Here is an 18,652-nt window from a genome sequence, read left to right as displayed (position 1 = left end):
AGGGGTCCTCCAACAGGGTCGGCTGGTTCCAGCCTGAAGGCCTGATGTCTTAATGTCAACATTGAGACATCAAAAGAGTGCCCGGGACCACGCGAAGCGGTCCCGGGCACGCCGGTCAGCCGAAGAGCTGCACCAGTTTCAGGAACAGCTGGTAGACGCCGTAGGCGAAGGGCAGCACGACCCACGCCCAGGCCAGCACGATCAGCGGGACGCGGTTGGGCCCGGCTTTCTGCTCGCTCATCACGCCTCGCTCTTCGCGGTCTCGCCCGCCGCGGCGGGCTCGTGGTACTTCGCCTTGACCGGCCGCACCAGCTCGTTGGCCACGAAGCCGACCACGAGCAGGCCGATCATGATGTAGAACGACGTCGCGTAGAGGTCCGGGCCGGACTTGCCGGCCGACTTCTCGCTGTCGGCGATGGCGTTGACGATCAGCGGGCCGAGCACACCGGCCACCGACCACGCGGTGAGCAGCCGGCCGTGGATCGCACCGACCTGGTAGGTGCCGAAGAGGTCCTTCAGGTACGCCGGGATCGTCGCGAACCCGCCGCCGTAGAACGACAGGATCACCATGGCGCACAGGATGAACACGAGCTTCGACGAATTCGACGTCAGCGCGATCACCAGGTACAGCACGGCGCCGACACCGAGGTAGGTGCGGTAGATGTTCTTGCGCCCGATCGCGTCCGATGTGGACGACCAGACGAACCGGCCGAGCATGTTGCACAGCGACAGCAGCGCGACGAACCCGGCCGCCGCGGCCGCGCCGACCGGCGTCGAGGTGCCCTTGAAGAAGTCCACGATCATCGGGGACGCCTTCTCCAGGATCCCGATGCCCGCGGTCACGTTGAAGCACAGGACCACCCACAGCAGCCAGAACTGCGGCGTCTTGATGGCGTTGGCCGCCGAGACGTTCGCGGTGGAGATCATCGCCGTGCCGTGGTCGGTCTTCGGCTCCCAGCCCGCCGGCTTCCAGCCGTCGGCCGGGACCCGCACGATCAGCCAGCCCAGCGACATGAACACCGCGTAGACGACGCCGTGCACGAGGAACGCGGTCGCGATGCTGCCCGTGGTCGGTGTGGTGCCGATCATCGACGACGACCACGGCGACGCGATCAGCGCGCCGCCGCCGAAGCCCATGATCGCGATGCCGGTGGCCATACCCGGCCGGTCCGGGAACCACTTGATCAGCGTCGAAACCGGGGAAATGTAGCCGATTCCGAGGCCGACGCCGCCGATCGCGCCGTATCCCACGACGACGAGCCAGAACTGCCCGGTCGAGACACCGAGCGCCGAGACCAGGAATCCGGTGACGAAGCAGCACATCGAGACGAACATGGCCCAGCGAGGGCCGTTCTTCTCGACGAGCGTGCCGCCGAAGGCCGCGGACAGCCCGAGCATGACGATGCCGAGCTGGAACGGCAGCGAACTCTGCGTGCCGGTGAGGTGCATGGTCTTTTCGAGCGGGGTCTTGAAGACGCTCCACGCGTAGGCCTGCCCGATCGACAGGTGCACCGAGAGGGCCGCCGGGGGCACCAGCCAGCGCGTCCAGCCTGGGGGTGCGACGATCCGGGAACGGTCCAGGAAGCCGAGAGCCATCGGATCCCTCCGTAGAGTGGGGATGATGGAGGGAATGTATTACTAAATACCCGGCGTTGCACCATGCGAGTGTCAAACTTTCCGGCGGAGAAGGGTGTGGGCGATGGGCAGGGTGACCGTGCGCAGGCCGGTGCGGCGGATCTCCGCGACCGGGGACCGGCGCCGCCCTGACGCGCTGGCCGCCGAAGAACCCCTGGAACTGCGCGTCGGCGGCAAGGCGCTGGCCGTCACCATGCGTACGCCGGGGAACGACGTCGAGCTGGCCCACGGCTTCCTGCTGTCCGAAGGCGTCGTCGGCGGCCGCGAGGACATCGCGGTCGCCCGCTACTGCGACGGCGTCGACGACCAGGGCCGCAACACCTACAACGTGCTCGACATCGCGCTCGCGGACGGCGTGCCGCCGCCGGACGTCGGTGTCGAGCGCAACTTCTACACGACGTCCTCGTGCGGGGTCTGCGGCAAGGCCGCGCTCGACGCGGTCAAGCTCAAGACCCGCTTCTCCCCCGCCGACGCGCCCTTCGCGGTGAAGAGCGAGACGCTCGCCACGCTGCCGGACGCGTTGCGCGCGCAGCAGAAGGTGTTCGCCAGCACCGGCGGCCTGCACGCGGCGGCACTGTTCACCCCGGACGGCGGGCTCGACGTCGTGCGCGAGGACGTCGGCCGGCACAACGCGGTCGACAAGGTGCTCGGCTGGGCCGTCATGGAAAACCGGATCCCGGCGCCCGGACACGGTCTGCTGGTGTCCGGGCGCGCGTCGTTCGAGCTGGTGCAGAAGGCCGCGATGGCCGGGATCGGCTTGCTGGCCGCGGTGTCCGCGCCGTCGTCGCTGGCCGTCGAACTGGCCGAGGAGAACGGCATGACGCTCATCGGTTTCCTGCGCGGCGAGTCGATGAACCTCTACACCGGCGACCACCGGGTGCTCACCTAGGAACAGCCACCCGGGTCGCAGAACGAGACCTCGGGATTCGTCGCCGTCGGCCCGTCCAGCACCGGTTGCGGCCGGTGCCGCAGGTGCAGGTCGAGGAACGCTCTGGTGTACTCCCGCGTGAGTGCCAGGCCCCGCGTGCCGGGCAACGTGGCCCCGTTGGGGATGCCGACCTCGTCGGTCAGCAGGACGATGTCGGAGAACGACTGGTGCACCGCGCCGTCGACCAGGATCCAGCGCTTCCACCCGGTCAGCCGCGGCCAAGCGGCTTCCCAGGTCGACGCGGCCGGGCCGGACCCGGGGGTGTACTGCTCGACGCGACCCAGCAGCAGGAACGGCCGGGACACGTCGCGCGGCACCGGGTTCGGGGAGCCGTCGATGTCGATCCCGGCCTTGATCCGGGAATCGGTGAGCAGCGCGGTGATGGCCGCCGTGCCGCCCGCCGAGTGCCCGGCCATGGCGATCCGCGACCGGTCGATCAGGCTCGCGCCCGACCACTTCGGCCGGGGCCCGGTCAGCTCGTCGAGCACGAAGGAGACGTCCCGCGCCCGGACGTCGTCGACCTTCCGCCAGTAGGCCTCGTCGCGCTCCGGGACCTCGCAGGCGGCACAGGTGGTGACCCGGCCGCCGGGGAAGCTCGTGCCGACGCTCTCGTAGGTGTGGTCGACCGCGGCCACCACGTACCCGTGGCTGGCCAGGTCCTCGGCCAGGCCGGTCAGCGTGCCGCGCCCGTGCTTGAACCCGGGCGAAAGCACGACGAGCGGCAGGCTGTGCTCGCGGCCGGCCGGCCGGACGTCGGTGGAGGCGTTGGTGCGGACCGTGCTCAGGATGTCCGCCGGAACCGTGGTGATCCCGCCGTCGGCGAGCAGGAGCCGGGACTCCTCGGGTGTCATGTACTCGGCGCGGTGCCGGCCCGGCGCGGCCGCCGGGTACCAGACGGACACCATCAGCTCCCGCGCGCTGACGCTCGGGACCCACGGGTCGGGGCGCGAGGTGTCGGTCAGGTCGAGGGTGGTCAGGCCGACCGGGTGGTCCCCGGTCGGCCGCGGCAGGTACGGCGTCTCACTCGCCGACGCCGGTGCGGGCAGGGCCAGAAGTCCCGTCAGCACGGCCAGAACCGCCGTGAATCGCATGTCGTCCCCCTTGCTCGGTGCTGGTGAGGCACCGACGTTAGGAGTGCGCGACGGCGGGCCGCGTCGGCCGCGGGAGGCATTTCGCCCGCGGCGTCATCCTCAAGGCGTAGTCGGCACCCAGTTGCCGTGGAACCCGTGGGGCACGCGGTCCGGCAGGTGGATCGCGGCCACGGTCTCCAGCGTTCCCGCGTCGAGCAGGGTCAGGTCGCTGCGCTGCGTCGCCGGGTCGAAGACGAAGCCGATCAGCACACCGTCGTCCTCGGCCGCGTCTTCGTGGCACGGCACGAACACGAACTCGCCGGGCTGGCGTCCCCCGCCGAACGCGCGCTCCTGCCGCGAACCTGTCTGGAAGTCGTGCTTGAACAGGGAACCGGCAGGGGTCGCGCCGCCGTCGGCGGACATCGCGTAGCCGTAGCGGTGGCGGCGGCCGACGAGCCGCTCGTCGACGCGCGGGAACTCCTGGCCGCGGTCGTCGAGGCGCTCCTCGAGGACCTTCCCGGCGTTGAGGTCGACGGTCCAGCGGTCCAGCGTCGGGCCGCCCTCGTCCGGGCCGTGCAGCTCGCGGTCGAACATCCGCGCGTGGCGCACGACGTCGAGGACGATGGAGTCACCGTCGTCGTAGGCGTTGAGCGGGTGGAAGACGTAACACGGCTCGACGTCGAACCAGCGGACGTCGCCGTTGCCGCCTTCACGCGGCATCACGCCGATCCGCGCCGGGTACTTCGGGTCCCAGCGGTAGGGCAGGCCGCCGTTCGCGCCGATCTTGCGGGCCATCATCGCGGTGACCGGGTCCGGCACGCGCACCTTGCCGACCATCGCCGAGAGCACCAGTTTCGCGGGGGTGCGCAACGCGCTGGGCACGTTGGCGGCGACGGCCATCTCGGCGTTGAACGTCACGGGCAGGTCGTAGAACACGACGTACCGCTCGGTCAGCGAGAAGTCGTGCATCATCGGCGAGCCGGTGACCTCGACGTCGACCGTGCGGCGGGCGCGGCCGGCGGCGTCGATCACCGAGTACTGGACCTTGTTGCCCATGCCGAAGAAGTACGAGACGGCGTGCAGCTCGCCGGTGCGCGGATCGCGCTTCGGGTGGGCGGTGTAGCCGCCGGGGAGCGTGCCGTCGAAGTCGCAGCGGCCGGCGGTGTCGAGCTCGTCGGTCAGCTCGTAGATCGGCGCGCCCGCCTCGACCAGGGCGAGGGTCTTGCCGGCGTGGCCGATGACGTTGGTGTTGGCGCCGAGCGCGTCCAGCCCGCAGTAGCGGCTCGCGTCCTCGCCGGCCAGCATCGCCGACACGGCCGGGTTGCGCACCCAGCGGTTGCGGTACCACTCCGCCTTGCCGTCGCGCAGGCGGACGCCGTGGACCATGCCGTCACCCATGAACCAGTGGTAGGCCGCCGGGTCCACTTCGGACAGCGGGTTCGGGCCGTTGCGCAGGTAGCGGCCGTCGAGGAAGTCCGGGATCGCCCCCGTGACGGCCAGCTCGGTGATCGTGTGCTCCCGGCTGACCGGGGCGAAGTTGCCTTCGAGGAACTTGGTGCCCATGGCTGACCCCTCAGAACGTGCCATAACTCGGTTATAGATACTTTTATAACAGGGTTATGGGATACTGGCAAGCATGAGCCCGAAACCTCGAGCGACCGACGTCAAGGAACGGCTCGTCGACGCCGCCATCCGGCTGCTCGACGACGGCGGCCCCGAGACGCTGCAGGCCCGCAAACTGGCCGCGGAGGTCGGCGTCTCGACGATGGCCGTCTACACGCACTTCGGGGGCATGGCGGCCCTGGTCGACGAGGTGGCGCGCGCGGGGTTCCTGCGGCTGTCCGCGTGGCTGGGCGGGGTCCCGGCGACCGACGACCCGGTGGCGGACATCTTTTCCCTGGCCCGCACCTACCGGCAGGCGGTCGCCGAGCAGCCGCAGCTGTTCGCCGTGACGTTCGGGCAGAGCGCGCCCGGCGGCAAGCGCGCAACGCTGTCCGACCTCACCACCGAGGAAGGCCGCGAAGCCGCTCAGGAGGGTTTGGAGGCCTTCGAGCACATCGTCCGGGCGACCGAACGGGCCATCGAGGCCGGCCGCTTCCGGCCGGCGGACAAGTACCAGGCCGCAGCGCAATTGTGGAGCGCACTGCACGGTTTCGTCACGTTGGAGGCGTCCGGGCACTTCGGGCCCGGCGAACAGGGTATAGACCACATCTTGGTACCCCTCGGCGTCACCCTCGCCGTGGGGCTCGGAGACACTGTGGACCAGGCCGGACGCTCGTCCGAGGCCGCGAAAGCGGCTTGGCGCGCGCGGATCGGAAACGCCGGGCAAGGTGGGAACGATCAACCCGGCGGAGGACTGGACGCGGGGGAACGCGGAGCGGGTGCGCGGCGTCCCAGGAAGTGGCAAGCGGGGGACGGAGACAGGTGAACGAGGAAGACGGGGATCGGGGCGACGCGGAGCGGACCGAGGCTGAGCCTCAGGCCGCGGCCGAGGCGCGATCCGGCGCGGTTTCCGGAGCCGGGGAGGGCTCTGAGGCACCGCACGGCGAGGGCGACAGTGCGGCCGCCGCATCGGCAGGGGTGGCCGGGGCGGGCTCTGCCGCGCCGCTCGACAACGGCGACCGCACGCCCGCTGGGCCGGCAGCCACCGCTGGCGCCGGGGCAGGCTCTGCCGCTCCGCTCGACAACGGCGACCGCACGCCTGCTGGGCCGGCAGCCACCGCTGGCGCCGGGGCAGGCTCTGCCGCTCCGCTCAGCGACAGCCACCGCGACCACGCGGCCGCCGCATCGGCAGGGGTGGCCGGGGCGGGCTCCGAAGCGCCTCTCGACGACGGCGACCGCACGTCTTCTGGGCCGGCACGAGCCACCGGGGCCGAGGAGGGTCCCGAGGCGCCGCCGACCCTGGGCAGCGCCGCGGTCCGCGACGCCCGGCGGTGGCTGAGCCGGCGGTCCGTGCTGATCGCGGGCGCGTCCGGGGTGGCCGTGGCCGGGCTCGCCGTGGGCACCGCCACCGGCAAGCTGCCCTTCAGCCAGGCCCTGCAGCGAGTGCTGGGCGTGGCGTCCTCGAACCCGACGACCCAGCTGGGCAGCACGCGCGTCGAGCGTGTCTACTCCGCGGCCCGCGGCCGGATGGTCGACCTGGTGTTCCTGCTGCCGTCGAAGACCCCGCCGCGCGGGCTGCCGATGTCGCTCATGCTGCACGGCCTGCACGGCAACGCCCGCAGCGCGGTCCCCACCGGCACGCTCAAGCAGCTCTCCAGCGACGTCGCCCGCAAGGCCGTCCCGGCCTACGGCTTCGTGGCCGTCGACGGCGGCGACAACTACTGGCACCAGGTGCACCCCGGCGACGACCCGATGGCGATGCTGCTGGAGGAGGTCCCCCAGTGGCTCCGCGCGCGCGGCTTCGCGGGTGACACCGGCCAGCCGTTCGCCTGCACGGGCGTCTCGATGGGCGGCTTCGGCGCGCTGCTGTACACGCGCCGCCGGGTCGAGCGCCGGCAGCCGCCCGCGGCGGTCGCCACGCTGGCGCCGGCCCTGATCACGAACTGGCCGGAGATGGCGAAGCGCCACATCTTCACGGGCATGGAGGACTGGGTGTCCCTCGACCCGCTGCGCCACATCGACGAGACCGAGGGCGTGCCGAACGCCATCTGGTGCGGCACGGAGGACTCGTTCATCACGGGCGTCCGCCGCTACATCGACGTGGCCCACCCGGCGGTCGCCCACACGGCCCACGGCAAGCACGGGGACACGTTCAACAAGACCGTGGTGCCGAGCCTGATCAGCTTCCTCGGCAAGCACGTCCCGCGCACCGGCGCCTGATCCACCGGCCCGCCTGGGGGCGTCAACAGCGGAAGTGGACCCGGGTCGTCGTGCGGCCCGGGACCCAGTACGTGCGCACCAGGTCGGCCAGGCGGTTGACCAGCAACAGCCCGCGGCCGCCCAGCGTCGCGGCCGCCGGCGGGACACGGCCGGCCAGCGGCTCGGTGATCGTGCCGTCGTCGGTGACCTCGCCGACGACCTGCGCGTCCTCCGCCCACAGCCGCAGGACGCCGGTGCCGCCGCCGTAGAGCACGCTGTTCGTGGTCAGCTCGGCGATCGCCAGCGCGAAGTCGTCCCGGCGGGGCCGGCGCAGGCCGTGGCGGGCCGCCCAGATCTCCGTGAAGCCGCGCAGCGTCGCCAGCTGCCCGACGTCGAACTCGCGCTCGACGGCGGCCGCCGGGGATTCGAGGGGCCGCGTCAGGTCGGCGCGGACGCGGTCGGGGTCGTAGTGCGGGCTGGCTGTCCGGCCCGCCGCGTTCCACAGCTCCGGGTGCGTGCGGCCGGCGTCGGCCAGCACGTCCGGGGCCAGCGCCGCGGTGTCGTACGGGCAGAGGACCGAGACCGCGCGACCGGCGAAGGCGGTGTTGATGAGGGCCTCGTGCAGCACGCAGGCCGAGTACTCGGCGGCGGTCCGGCCGGGCCAGACCGGCTCGACCACGATCCGCACCGGGCCCACGTGCTCGCCCGCGAAGGAGAGCAGGACCGTCGGCAGGATCGCGCCGGGGTTGCGGCCCGCCTGGTGCAGGTCGATCAGCCGGACTTCGCCCACGCGAGAGCCCAGGGCCTTTTCGACGAGCAGGAGATTGCGGCCGGGAACGGCGACGGCGACCGGGTGGCCCCGGTCGAGGCCTTCGAGGAGGAACGGAACGACACCGTCCAAGTACTCCCCGTCACCGTGGTAGAGCAATGCCGGATGCCGGAACGGACTGAGGGCATCTACCACGGGTGGGTGCTACCCCGGTTCGGTGAACTTCAAACGGACCGGCCGGAGGAACCCGGTCACTCCACCCAGCGGCCGACGACGGCGATCAGCCAGAACCCCACGATCGTCGCGAGGCCGAACAGGAGGACCCAGCTGAACAGCTGACGTCGTTCCCGGGCGCCGCGGGCCTGCCAGAGGCCGTAGCCCGCGACGAGGAACAGCGGCACCGGGATCAGCGGCAACGGCGAGAGCCGCGCGACGACGGCGACCACGCAGGTGCCGGTGCACACGGCCAGCACGCCCATCAGGACGCGGTTCAGCCACCGGTAGCGCTCGAAAGCGGACGCGATCACGCGTTCGCTCAGTTCGCGGAACCCGAGCAGCGTCCCGGCCGGGACGTCCCCGGCGGGTGCCGGGGACGGCTCCGGTGGGGGCGGTGCCTGCACGCCCCCACCGGTGGCCGTGGCCCCGGTACCCGGGAATGAGTCAGCAGTCATTCAGCTTTCCTGTCGGGTCTCCGGGCCGGGTGCCCGGAGACGCCCGGGTCAGGCCGACTTCTCGCCGCGCTCGCTGCGCGCACGCCGCGTCGGCTGCCGGGCGACGATCGTCGGGTTCACGTTCTCCCGGACGGTCTGCTCGGTGATGACGACCTTCGCCACGTCGTCGCGGCTCGGGATGTCGTACATCACCGGCTGGAGCACTTCTTCCATGATGGCGCGCAGCCCGCGGGCACCGGTCCCGCGCAGGACCGCCTGGTCGGCGATCGCTTCGAGCGCGGTCTTGGTGAACTCGAGCTCGACGTTGTCCATCTCGAAGAGCTTCTTGTACTGCTTCACCAGGGCGTTGCGCGGCTGGGTGAGGATGCTGACCAGCGATTCCTTGTCCAGGTGGTTGACCGTCGCCACGACCGGGAGCCGGCCGATGAACTCCGGGATCAGCCCGAACTTGATCAGGTCCTCGGGCATGGTGTCCGAGAAGACGTCGCTCTCCTCGATCTCGGACTTGGTGCGGATCTCCGCGCCGAAGCCGAGGCCACGCTTGCCGACCCGCTCGTTGATGATCTTCTCCAGCCCGGCGAACGCGCCGGCCACGATGAACAGCACGTTCGTCGTGTCGATCTGGATGAACTCCTGGTGCGGGTGCTTCCGGCCGCCCTGCGGCGGCACCGAGGCGGTGGTGCCCTCGAGGATCTTCAGCAGCGCCTGCTGCACCCCTTCGCCGGAGACGTCCCGCGTGATCGAGGGGTTCTCCGACTTGCGGGCGATCTTGTCGACCTCGTCGATGTAGATGATCCCGGTCTCGGCCCGCTTGACGTCGTAGTCCGCCGCCTGGATGAGCTTGAGCAGGATGTTCTCGACGTCCTCGCCGACGTAGCCGGCTTCGGTGAGCGCCGTGGCGTCCGCGATCGCGAACGGGACGTTCAGCATCTTCGCCAGCGTCTGGGCGAGGTAGGTCTTGCCGCACCCGGTGGGGCCGAGCATCAGGATGTTCGACTTGGCCAGCTCGACGGACTCCTCCTTGGAGTCCTTGGGCCCGGCCTTGTCGTCCGCCTGGATCCGCTTGTAGTGGTTGTAGACCGCTACCGCGAGGGTCCGCTTGGCATCGTTCTGGCCGATGATGTACTGCTCGAGGAACTCGTGGATGTCGGCGGGCTTGGGCAGCTCGTCGAGTTTGACGTCGCCGGCCTCGGCCAGCTCCTCCTCGATGATCTCATTGCAGAGGTCGATGCACTCATCGCAGATATAGACCCCGGGGCCGGCAATGAGCTTCTTCACCTGCTTTTGGCTCTTCCCGCAGAAAGAACACTTCAGCAGGTCTCCGCCGTCACCGATCCGTGCCATGGCCGTTGACCTCGTCCCCTCCGGCGCGGTTGTCCGCGCCTGACGTGTGTTGCGACGGTGCGACCCCGGTCGAGAACGACCGAGCGGAGCCTCACGCATTGCCACTGACGGTACCCGTCCGATGCCGTGGGCGGGAACACCCACGAGCACCGGGAGCACGTCAGAAGGACGACCCTAAACCAGAGTGCCGGTGTGTGTCGTCTTCTCGACACACACCGGCCTGGCGGATCTACAGAGCCGACGCCTTGCGGTAGGGCAGGACCTCGTCGATGATGCCGTACGACTTGGCCTCGTCGGCGGTCAGGATCTTGTCCCGCTCGATGTCCGTGCGGATCTGATCCGGGTCCTTGCCGGTGTGCTTGCCCAGGATGACCTCCATCTGGCGGCGCACCCGCTGGATCTCGTTCGCCTGGATCTCCAGGTCGGAGACCTGGCCGTACGTGCCCTCGGTGGCGGGCTGGTGGATCAGCACCCGCGAGTTCGGCAGCGCGTAGCGCTTGCCCGGGGTGCCGGCCGCCAGCAGCACGGCGGCCGCGGAGGCGGCCTGGCCGAGGCAGTAGGTCTGGATGTCCGGGCGGACGAACTGCATGGTGTCGTAGATCGCCATCAGCGAGGTGAAGGAGCCACCCGGCGAGTTGATGTAGATCAGGATGTCGCGGTCCGGGTCCTCGTGCTCGAGGTGCAGCAGCTGGGCCATCACGTCGTTGGCCGACGCGTCGTCCACCTGCACGCCGAGGAAGATGACGCGCTCTTCGTACAGCTTGTTGTACGGGTTCGACTCCTTGACGCCGTAGCTGGTGCGCTCGACGTACGACGGGAGGATGTACCGCGACTGGGGGACGGAAGGTGCCCGGAAGTCACCCGGGAGCCTGAAGTTGCTCATGGTGAAGTCTCCTTGGTGCTTCGGCTCAGTTCGAGCCCGGACGGGCGATGTCGGCGGTGAGGACGTGGTCCACGAACCCGTAGTCCTTCGCCTCCTGCGCGGTGAACCAGCGGTCGCGGTCGCCGTCCGCGATGATCTGCTCGACCGTCTGGCCGGTCTGGTCCGCCGTGATCCGGGCCAGCTCCTGCTTCCACTTGTTGAACAGGTCGGCCTGGATCGCGATGTCCGACGCCGTGCCGCCGACGCCGGCCGACGGCTGGTGCATCAGGATCCGCGCGTGCGGCAGCGAGTACCGCTTGCCCGGCGTGCCCGAGGAGAGCAGGAACTGCCCCATCGAGGCCGCCATGCCCATCGCGTAGGTGGCGACGTCGGGGCGGATGAGCTGCATGGTGTCGTAGATCGCGAACCCGGCCGTCACCGAGCCACCCGGCGAGTTGATGTAGAAGCGGATGTCGGACTCGGCGTCGTCCGCGTCGAGCAGCAACAGCTGCGCGGTGATCCGGTTGGCGATCTCGTCGTTCACCTCGGAACCGAGGACGACGATGCGCTCCTGGAGCAACCGCTCGAACACCGAGTCGGTGAGGGTGAGCCCTGCGGTTCCGGTCCGCGCCTCGGGCGTGTGCTGCGTCACGTCTGCCTGCCTTTTCGCCGACGGCGGTCTCGTGCTGACGACCGCCGCTGTCGTTTCAGATGCTTGAGATCTTGCAACCGACCCTAACGAACTTGGGCGGTGCAGAATGCCTGACACCGCCCAAGTTCGCTCACAGCTTCACTCCGCGGGAGTCTTCGCCGCCTCGTCGGTGGCCGGCGTCTCCTCGGTTGCGGCATCGGCGGCCGCGTCCTCGGCGCCGAACAGCTCGGAAAGGTCGACCTCGGCACCCGAGCCGTCGGTCACCGCGGCCTTCCGGACCACGGAGGCGAGCGCCTTGCCGCGGCGGACGTCGGCGTAGATCGCGGTCAGCTGGCCGGACTGCTGGGCCCGCTGGACGTACTCGTCCGGGCTGATCCCGAAGCGCTGGGCCTGGTAGATGATCCGCTCGGTCAGCTCGCCGTCGTTGACCGAGACCTCTTCCTTGTCGGCGATGGTGTCCAGCAGCAGCTGCGTGCGGACGGCCTTCTCCGACTCGGTGCGGGTCTCCGTGTCGAACTCTTCGAGCGTGCGGCCTTCGGCCTCGAGAGCCTGGGCGAACTGGGCCTCGTCGTGGTCGAACGGGTGGATCGCGTCGTGCTTGCGGTTCTCGATCTCGGCGTCGAGGACCTTCTCCGGGATCGGCACCTCGGTGCGCTCGAGGAGCTCTTCGAGCACCTTGTCACGCGCCTGGACGCCCTGCTGCATCTTCTTGACGCGGGCGAGCCGCTCGCGAAGGTCGCTCTTCAGCTCGTCGATCGTGTCGAACTCGCTGGCCATCTGGGCGAACTCGTCGTCGGCCTCCGGCAGCTCGCGCTGCTTGACCGACTGGACCGTCACGGTCACCTCGGCCGCCTTGCCGGCGTGGTCGCCGGCGACGAGCTCGGTGGTGAACGACTTGGTCTCGCCGGCGTTCGCGCCCACGATCGCCTCGTCGATGCCGTCCACGAGCTGGCCGGAGCCGATCTCGTAGGACAGGCCGCTGGTGGCGGCCTCCTCGACGGCCTCGCCGTCGACGGTCGCGGCCAGATCGATCGAGACGAAGTCGCCGGTCTCGGCCGGGCGTTCGACGCCGGTCAGCGTGCCGAAGCGGGCGCGCAGCTCGTCGAGCTGCTCGTCGACCTCCGCGTCGGTCAGCTCGACGTCGTCGACCGTGACCACGAAGCCTTCGAGGTCCGGCAGCTCGATCTCCGGGCGCACGTCCACCTCGGCGGTGAACTCGAGGACGTCGCGGTCCTCGAGCTTCGTGACGTCGAACTCCGGGTTCCCGAGCGTGCGGACTTCGTTCTCGCGGACCGCCTCGATGTACTTGGCCGGGATGGCCTCGTTGACGACCTCGTCGAGCACCGGGCCACGCCCGATCCGGCTTTCCAGGACGCGAGCGGGCGCCTTGCCGGGCCGGAAGCCCGGGATGCGCACCTGCTGGGCGATCTTGCGGTAGGCGCGGTCGAAGTTCGGCTTGAGCTCGTCGAACGGCACCTCGACATTGATCTTGACTCGCGTCGGGCTGAGCTGCTCGACGGTGCTCTTCAAGGTCTTCTCCTCGAGCGGTAACGATTGTGTGGACAATCCAGCGGAAATGGTCCCGGTCACCTGTCAGACCGGGACGTCCGAGTCTAGGCCAGTGGCCCACGCCACCGGGGCGGGGGCCACCTGCGGCGTCACGCGCCCAGCATCCGGCCGATCACCCAGCGCATCTGGCCGCTCGCGTGCTCGGCCGAGCCGCTGGGCTGCACCAGGTGGGAAAGCAGCAACCGCACGAACGCCTCGACCGCGACCGTCCACTCCGACGCCGTCAGCGGAGCCTCGGGGTAACAGCGCGAGAACAGCTCCGCGACGGTGTCGACGGCCCGGCCGAGGACCGCCTCGGGCCGCGAGGTGAGCAGCGGGAGGAAGTCGTCGCGGCCGCCCTGCCGGCCGCCGAGCGCGATTTCCAGCAGCGGGTTGCCGCGGGCGGCTTCGAGGGTCTCGCGGAACGCGGCGGTGACGCCGTCGACCGCCCGGCCGGGGTACGCGGCGACGATCTCGGTGACGTGGCCGGCGAACCGGTCGGTCTCGCGCAGCACCAGGGCCTCGGCGAGCTCGGCCTTGGACCCGAGTTCGTTGTAGACGGTCTGCCTGCTGACGCCGGCGTGCGCGGCCAGCTTGCCCATGGTGACCCCGGCCCAGCCGCCCGCGGTGGTGAGCCCGGCCGCCGCGGCCAGCAGCCGGTCCCGGGTACTGGCCGGGTCGGTGTGGGTGACGGCGTTCACAAGGCGATCTTAGCGACCGGTTCCGGTTCCCTGGCCGACGCCTTTTTTCGAAGCGTGCGGCGACGTTTACAAACTCCGGCGGGTTGTCTACGGTGACACCCGCCTAACCAGGAGCTTCTCGACCGAGGAGACCGCGCGATGTCCGTCGTCGACACCCCGACGCGGGGCTCTCTGGAGCCCGCACCCGGACAGCCCTCCCTCCGCGCGGTCCCCGTTCCCCGGCTCCCGCTGCCCGCCGTCTCGGTGCCCGCGGTGCTGCTGTTCGCCGGCACCCTCGCGGTCTGGGCGGCGTCGACCTGGCTGTTGCTGGCCGGGCTGGTCCCGGCGGTCGTGACCGTGGTGCTGAACACCGCCGTCACCTTCGCGGTGTACACGGTGGTGCACGAGTCGGCGCACCACTCGGCCGGGAAACTCACCTGGGTCAACGAAACGCTCGGCCGGCTGGCCGTCCTGTTCGTCGCGGCGTACGCGTCGTTCCCGTCGCTGCGGTACGTCCACGGTGAACACCACCGCCACACGAACGCGTCGTTCCGCGCGGATCCCGACGCCTGGACGTCGCGGGGTCCGGCGTGGCTGCTGCCGCTGCGCTGGCTGACCCTCGACGTCTCGTACGCGCGCTGCTACGTCTCGCGGCTGCGGACCCGGCCGTCGCACGAGCTGGCCGAGACGCTGGTGGTGCTGTCCGTGGCGGTGTTCGCCGGGGTCGCGCTGGTCGCCTCCGGCCACGGCCTGGACCTGCTGCTGGTGTACCTGCTGCCGCAACGGCTCGGGCTGGGCCTGCTCGCCTGGGCGTTCGGCTGGCTGCCGCACCACGGGCTGCCCGCCGCGGGGCCGCTCGGCCGCTTCGGCACCACCCGCGTGCGCGTCGGCCTCGACCGGCTGCTGACCCCGGTGCTGCTGGCCCAGAACCTGCACCTGGTGCACCACCTGCACCCGGCCGTCCCGTTCCACCGCTACCGCCGGGTCTGGCTCGACAACCGCGAGGCGTACCTGGCCCGCGACGTCCCGATCAGCACGGCGTGGGGCCGCGACCTGACGACGGCGGAGTACCGGGCGGCGGAGGGCCTCACCGGCGGGCCGGACGACGCCGTGCCCGCGCCGGCCCCGCCGCCGCTGGGACCGAGCCGGTTCCACCGGCTGCGCGTCGCCGACGTGCGCCCGCTGACCGCCGACGCCGTCGCGGTGCGCTTCGACGTCCCGCCGGACCTGGCCGCGGAGTACCGCTTCACGCCCGGGCAGCACGTCGCCGTGCGTGCGGTGCTCGACGGGCAGCCGGTGCGGCGGACGTACTCGATCTGCGCGCCGGCCGATTCGGGCGAGCTGCGGATCGTGGTGAAGAAGCGCGCGGGCGGCGCGTTCTCCGGCTTCGCGACCACGGCCCTGGCGGCCGGTCAGTTCCTCGACGTACTCCCGCCTTCGGGCGGTTTCACGCTCGTCCCGGACCCGGCGCGCACCGCGCACTACGTCGCGCTGGCGGCGGGCAGCGGCATCACGCCGGTGCTGTCCATCCTGGTGAGCGCGTTGCGGATGGAGCCGCACAGCCGGGCGACGTTGTTGTACGTCAACACTTCCGGCGCGACGACGCTGTTCGCCGACGAGCTGACGGCGCTCGCGGACGGGTTCGGCGGGCGGCTGCACGTCGTCCACTACCGCACCGACGAGCGCGACCCGGACCTGCACACGCACCGCCCGGCCCGGACGTTCGACACCCTCGGCGAGGCGCTGGCCATCTCCCACGAGCGGTACCAGCGCGGGCGCCTCGACGGCACGCGGCTGCGCGCGCTGCTGCAGAACCGGCTGCACCCGGCGAAGGTCGACGAGTGGTTCCTGTGCGGCCCACGGGGGCTGACCGACCTCGCGCGGCGGACGCTCGCCGACGCGGACGTCCCGGAGGAGAACGTCCACTTCGAACTCTTCCGCGGCGCCGCACCCCTGCGCGACCCGGCCGGCTTCCCGGCCGAGGTGGCGGTGAAGCTGGGCGCCACGACGACCCGGATCGCCGCGCGGGCCGGGGAAACGGTGCTCGACGCGGCACTGCGGGCCGGGTTCGAGGTGCCGTACTCGTGCACCGGCGGCGCGTGCGGCACCTGCCGGGCCACGCTCCTGCACGGCCAGGTCGAGATGGACGTCCGCTACGCCCTCACCGAGGACGACGTCGCGGCGGGCCGGATCCTGACGTGCCGCGCCCGCGCGACGACCCCGGAGGTCGCGGTCGACTACGACCGCTGACCCCGGGACGCGCGTCAGCCCGTGGGCGGTTGCCCCTGTTGACCCTGCCCCTGTTGTCCCTGGCCCTGCTGCCCTTGTCCCGTGCCGGTCGTGCCTTCGGTCACCGCCGTCGCCGTCGCCGTGGTGCCCGACTCCGTGGCCACCACCGTGACCGTGTCGCCGGACGCCACGCCCGTCGCCTGGGCCGAGGTGATCGTGTACGTCTTCGAGAAGCCGTCGTCGCTCCGGGCGGTCAGCGACGTCGCGCTCAGGGCCGTCACCTTGCCGGTCTGCATGATCTTCGTGACGTAGCCACCGTTCCCGTCGGAGGAGACGTACTCGCCGTGCAGCGCCGAACCCAGCGCGCCGGCGCCACCCGGGCCGCCCTGCGTCCCACCCGGGCCGCCCTGCATCCCGCCCGGTCCGGCGGTGTCGCCGGTCGCGGCGGACGACGAGGCGGCCCAGATCGCCGCTCCCCCGCCGGCCACGATCACCAGCGCGACGGCGCCCGCGGCGACCTTCTTGCCCGTCGACCAGGCGGGACGCGCGGGGCCGGGCGCGCCGCCCCAGCCGGCGTCCGGCCCGGCGGGCGGGGTGGGCGCGGCACCCCACGCCGGGTCCGATGTGGACGGTGTCTGCTGCGGGGCCTGCGGTGCGGTCATGGTGTTACTCCTTCACGGAATGCGTTGCTGCGACCCACGGTCCGGCCTCTCGCTGTGTGCGCACTGTGCTGACCGTCAGCCGTTCCTGTGACCGGAGGAACCGGACATCCCGGCCCGGGGCGATCACCGCACAGCCGCCTCACAGGCAGCACACAACCCGCGCACACGGCCGCGGCGGACGCTGAAGCCATGGCCGCGCGTACCCTCACGCCCCGCCCCCACCGGTCCGGCCGGCCGGGGCGCCTTTCGCTGCGCGCGAAACTGACCGGCTCGATGGTCGTGCTGCTCACCGTCGTGTGCCTGATCGTCGGGGTCGTCAGCGAGTTCGCGCTCGACGTGTTCCTCACCCGCCAGGTGGACCAGCAGCTGACGGCCGCGGCCACCCGCTCGCAGGTCTTCGCGAGCAACGCCGGGAGGCAGAACGGCCTGCCGCCGCCCCAGGACCAGGGCACCGGCGAGCACCCGCTCGGGCAGAACGTCGGCACGGTCAGCGGCACCTTCGCCGGGACGTCGCTGGTGCACGACGACAGCATTTCCGAGCACGGGGACCGGTTGCACCTGTCCGCGGCCCAGCAGGCCGTGCTGCTGTCCGTGCCCGCGGACGGCAAGCCGCACACGGTGTCCTTCGACGACCTCGGCGAATACCGGCTGATGGCCCTGCCGGTCACCGGGTCGGCCGAGGTCGTCGTCACCGGCCTGCCGATGAAGCCGGTCACCGACACGCTGCTCACCGTCGGGCTCATCCTCTTCGGCGTCGCCGCCGCGGGCGTGCTGGGCGCGGCGTTCCTCGGCGCGTTCGCGGTCCGCCGCACGCTGCGGCCGCTCGAGCGCGTCGCGGCCACCGCCGGGCGCGTCAGCGAGCTGCCGCTCGACCGCGGCCAGGTGGCGCTGTCCATCCGCGTCCCGGAGTCCGAAACCGACCCGCGGACCGAGGTCGGCCAGGTCGGTTCGGCGCTGAACCTGATGCTCGGGCACGTCGCGCAGGCGCTCGAAGCGCGGCACGACAGCGAGCTGCGCGTCCGGCAGTTCGTCGCCGACGCCAGTCACGAGCTGCGCACCCCGCTGGCGGCGATCCGCGGCTACGCCGAGCTGGCCGCCCGCGGCAGCTCGCTGGTGCCGCCCGACGTCGCCCACTCGATGACCCGGATCCAGTCCGAAGCCGTCCGGATGACGACCCTCGTCGAAGACCTGCTGCTGCTCGCCCGCCTCGACGCCGGCCGCCCGCTGGACGTGCGCGAGGTCGACCTCACCCGGCTCGTCGCGGACGCCGTCGGCGACGCGCGGGTCGCCGGGCGCGACCACCGGTGGCAGCTCGCGCTGCCGCCCGACCCGGTGCTCGTGCACGGCGACGTCCAGCGCCTGCACCAGGTGCTGGCGAACCTGCTGGCCAACGCCCGCACCCACACCCCGCCCGGCACCACGGTGACGACCGCGCTCGCCCGCTCCAAGGACACCCACAGCGCCGTCGTGACGGTGACCGACGACGGCCCCGGCATCGACCCGGACCTGCTCCCGGACGTCTTCGAGCGGTTCGCCCGCGGCGACTCGTCGCGCTCGCGCCACGCCGGCAGCACCGGGCTCGGGCTGGCGATCGCGTCCGCCGTCGTGCTCGCCCACCACGGCTCGATCGAGGTGCACAGCCGCCCCGGCCGGACGGAGTTCGCGGTGCGCCTGCCCGTGGCCGTCCCCGCACAGCGCGTGCACAGCATCGGCACAACCCGGCCCCAGCTGGGCACCGGAAGCTGATCCCATGACCGCTGTGACGTCCGGGGGCTCCGCCACCCGTAGCCCCCGAGAAGAA

Annotated in this window: 17 protein-coding genes; 5 read left to right on the top strand and 12 right to left on the bottom strand. The window is 71.3% G+C overall.

What is annotated here, in order from left to right; translation table 11 throughout:
* Positions 1-115: 115 nt before the first annotated feature.
* Both OG494_RS00990 and OG494_RS00985 read right to left on the bottom strand, forming a co-directional pair.
* Positions 116-241: an MFS transporter small subunit gene (locus OG494_RS00990; RefSeq protein ID WP_328450973.1), complete on the bottom strand. Its 126-nt coding sequence runs from the start codon at positions 239-241 to the stop codon at positions 116-118.
* Positions 241-1,596, bottom strand: a complete 1,356-nt coding sequence (locus OG494_RS00985; protein ID WP_328450971.1) for an L-lactate MFS transporter — start codon at positions 1,594-1,596, stop codon at positions 241-243. The genes OG494_RS00990 and OG494_RS00985 overlap by 1 nt, the downstream gene beginning before the upstream one ends.
* 103 nt (positions 1,597-1,699) lie before the next feature.
* On the opposite strand from OG494_RS00985, the gene fdhD reads away from it, so the two are divergent.
* A complete protein-coding gene (fdhD, locus tag OG494_RS00980) occupies positions 1,700-2,524 on the top strand; it encodes a formate dehydrogenase accessory sulfurtransferase FdhD (RefSeq protein ID WP_328450969.1) in 825 nt (274 codons plus the stop codon).
* On the opposite strand, the gene OG494_RS00975 is transcribed toward fdhD, so the two are convergent.
* The gene (locus OG494_RS00975; protein ID WP_328450967.1) at positions 2,521-3,654 is read right to left on the bottom strand and encodes an alpha/beta hydrolase family protein; all 1,134 of its coding nucleotides are present in this window, start codon (positions 3,652-3,654) and stop codon (positions 2,521-2,523) included. The two genes, fdhD and OG494_RS00975, sit on opposite strands and share 4 nt — an antisense overlap.
* Before the next feature lie 99 nt (positions 3,655-3,753).
* Entirely contained in the window at positions 3,754-5,196 is a 1,443-nt protein-coding gene (locus OG494_RS00970; protein ID WP_328450965.1) for a carotenoid oxygenase family protein, read from the bottom strand.
* 73 nt (positions 5,197-5,269) lie between these two features.
* Here OG494_RS00970 and OG494_RS00965 point away from each other — a divergent pair, with 73 nt between their 5' ends.
* A complete protein-coding gene (locus OG494_RS00965; protein WP_328450963.1) occupies positions 5,270-6,061 on the top strand; it encodes a TetR/AcrR family transcriptional regulator in 792 nt (263 codons plus the stop codon).
* A gap of 473 nt (positions 6,062-6,534) precedes the next feature.
* The gene (locus OG494_RS00960) at positions 6,535-7,455 is read left to right on the top strand and encodes an alpha/beta hydrolase (RefSeq protein ID WP_328458842.1); all 921 of its coding nucleotides are present in this window, start codon (positions 6,535-6,537) and stop codon (positions 7,453-7,455) included.
* Between the two features lie 22 nt (positions 7,456-7,477).
* Here the strand turns inward: OG494_RS00960 and OG494_RS00955 are convergent, their stop codons facing one another.
* From OG494_RS00955 to OG494_RS00925, 7 genes are all read right to left on the bottom strand, one after another.
* Entirely contained in the window at positions 7,478-8,398 is a 921-nt protein-coding gene (locus OG494_RS00955) for an anti-sigma factor RsbA family regulatory protein (protein WP_328450961.1), read from the bottom strand.
* A gap of 56 nt (positions 8,399-8,454) precedes the next feature.
* Positions 8,455-8,874: a hypothetical protein gene (locus OG494_RS00950; RefSeq protein WP_328450959.1), complete on the bottom strand. Its 420-nt coding sequence runs from the start codon at positions 8,872-8,874 to the stop codon at positions 8,455-8,457.
* A 48-nt stretch (positions 8,875-8,922) separates the two neighbouring features.
* Complete coding sequence (gene clpX / locus OG494_RS00945) at positions 8,923-10,218, bottom strand: ATP-dependent Clp protease ATP-binding subunit ClpX (protein WP_328450957.1); 1,296 nt, start codon at positions 10,216-10,218, stop codon at positions 8,923-8,925.
* Positions 10,219-10,447: 229 nt separating this feature from the next.
* Positions 10,448-11,101, bottom strand: coding sequence for an ATP-dependent Clp protease proteolytic subunit (locus OG494_RS00940; protein ID WP_328450955.1), 654 nt, complete (start codon positions 11,099-11,101; stop codon positions 10,448-10,450).
* A 25-nt stretch (positions 11,102-11,126) separates the two neighbouring features.
* Positions 11,127-11,732, bottom strand: coding sequence for a ClpP family protease (locus tag OG494_RS00935; RefSeq protein WP_328450953.1), 606 nt, complete (start codon positions 11,730-11,732; stop codon positions 11,127-11,129).
* Positions 11,733-11,870: 138 nt separating this feature from the next.
* Entirely contained in the window at positions 11,871-13,262 is a 1,392-nt protein-coding gene (gene tig, locus OG494_RS00930) for a trigger factor (protein WP_328450951.1), read from the bottom strand.
* A 128-nt stretch (positions 13,263-13,390) separates the two neighbouring features.
* Positions 13,391-13,981, bottom strand: coding sequence for a TetR family transcriptional regulator (locus OG494_RS00925; RefSeq protein ID WP_328450949.1), 591 nt, complete (start codon positions 13,979-13,981; stop codon positions 13,391-13,393).
* 138 nt (positions 13,982-14,119) lie between these two features.
* Here OG494_RS00925 and OG494_RS00920 point away from each other — a divergent pair, with 138 nt between their 5' ends.
* Complete coding sequence (locus OG494_RS00920) at positions 14,120-16,210, top strand: fatty acid desaturase (protein ID WP_328450947.1); 2,091 nt, start codon at positions 14,120-14,122, stop codon at positions 16,208-16,210.
* 14 nt (positions 16,211-16,224) lie between these two features.
* Here the strand turns inward: OG494_RS00920 and OG494_RS00915 are convergent, their stop codons facing one another.
* The gene (locus tag OG494_RS00915; protein ID WP_328450945.1) at positions 16,225-16,851 is read right to left on the bottom strand and encodes a hypothetical protein; all 627 of its coding nucleotides are present in this window, start codon (positions 16,849-16,851) and stop codon (positions 16,225-16,227) included.
* Between the two features lie 189 nt (positions 16,852-17,040).
* On the opposite strand from OG494_RS00915, the gene OG494_RS00910 reads away from it, so the two are divergent.
* Positions 17,041-18,597: a sensor histidine kinase gene (locus OG494_RS00910; RefSeq protein WP_328450943.1), complete on the top strand. Its 1,557-nt coding sequence runs from the start codon at positions 17,041-17,043 to the stop codon at positions 18,595-18,597.
* Positions 18,598-18,652: the final 55 nt, after the last annotated feature.

This window comes from Amycolatopsis sp. NBC_00438, from assembly GCF_036026695.1.
Classification (GTDB): Bacteria; Actinomycetota; Actinomycetes; order Mycobacteriales; family Pseudonocardiaceae; genus Amycolatopsis.
Note: the sequence above shows the minus strand (reverse complement) of the source record. Positions and strands in the feature narration are given on the sequence as shown.

What these genes read in the sequence shown, in the direction of transcription:
- OG494_RS00990 (WP_328450973.1), bottom strand. Translation starts at nt 241, where the DNA reads ATGAGCGAGCAGAAAGCCGGGCCCAACCGCGTCCCGCTGATCGTGCTG.
- OG494_RS00985 (WP_328450971.1), bottom strand. Translation starts at nt 1,596, where the DNA reads ATGGCTCTCGGCTTCCTGGACCGTTCCCGGATCGTCGCACCCCCAGGC.
- fdhD (WP_328450969.1), top strand. Translation starts at nt 1,700, where the DNA reads ATGGGCAGGGTGACCGTGCGCAGGCCGGTGCGGCGGATCTCCGCGACC.
- OG494_RS00975 (WP_328450967.1), bottom strand. Translation starts at nt 3,654, where the DNA reads ATGCGATTCACGGCGGTTCTGGCCGTGCTGACGGGACTTCTGGCCCTG.
- OG494_RS00970 (WP_328450965.1), bottom strand. Translation starts at nt 5,196, where the DNA reads ATGGGCACCAAGTTCCTCGAAGGCAACTTCGCCCCGGTCAGCCGGGAG.
- OG494_RS00965 (WP_328450963.1), top strand. Translation starts at nt 5,270, where the DNA reads ATGAGCCCGAAACCTCGAGCGACCGACGTCAAGGAACGGCTCGTCGAC.
- OG494_RS00950 (WP_328450959.1), bottom strand. Translation starts at nt 8,874, where the DNA reads ATGACTGCTGACTCATTCCCGGGTACCGGGGCCACGGCCACCGGTGGG.
- clpX (WP_328450957.1), bottom strand. Translation starts at nt 10,218, where the DNA reads ATGGCACGGATCGGTGACGGCGGAGACCTGCTGAAGTGTTCTTTCTGC.
- OG494_RS00940 (WP_328450955.1), bottom strand. Translation starts at nt 11,101, where the DNA reads ATGAGCAACTTCAGGCTCCCGGGTGACTTCCGGGCACCTTCCGTCCCC.
- OG494_RS00920 (WP_328450947.1), top strand. Translation starts at nt 14,120, where the DNA reads ATGTCCGTCGTCGACACCCCGACGCGGGGCTCTCTGGAGCCCGCACCC.
- OG494_RS00915 (WP_328450945.1), bottom strand. Translation starts at nt 16,851, where the DNA reads ATGACCGCACCGCAGGCCCCGCAGCAGACACCGTCCACATCGGACCCG.
- OG494_RS00910 (WP_328450943.1), top strand. Translation starts at nt 17,041, where the DNA reads ATGGCCGCGCGTACCCTCACGCCCCGCCCCCACCGGTCCGGCCGGCCG.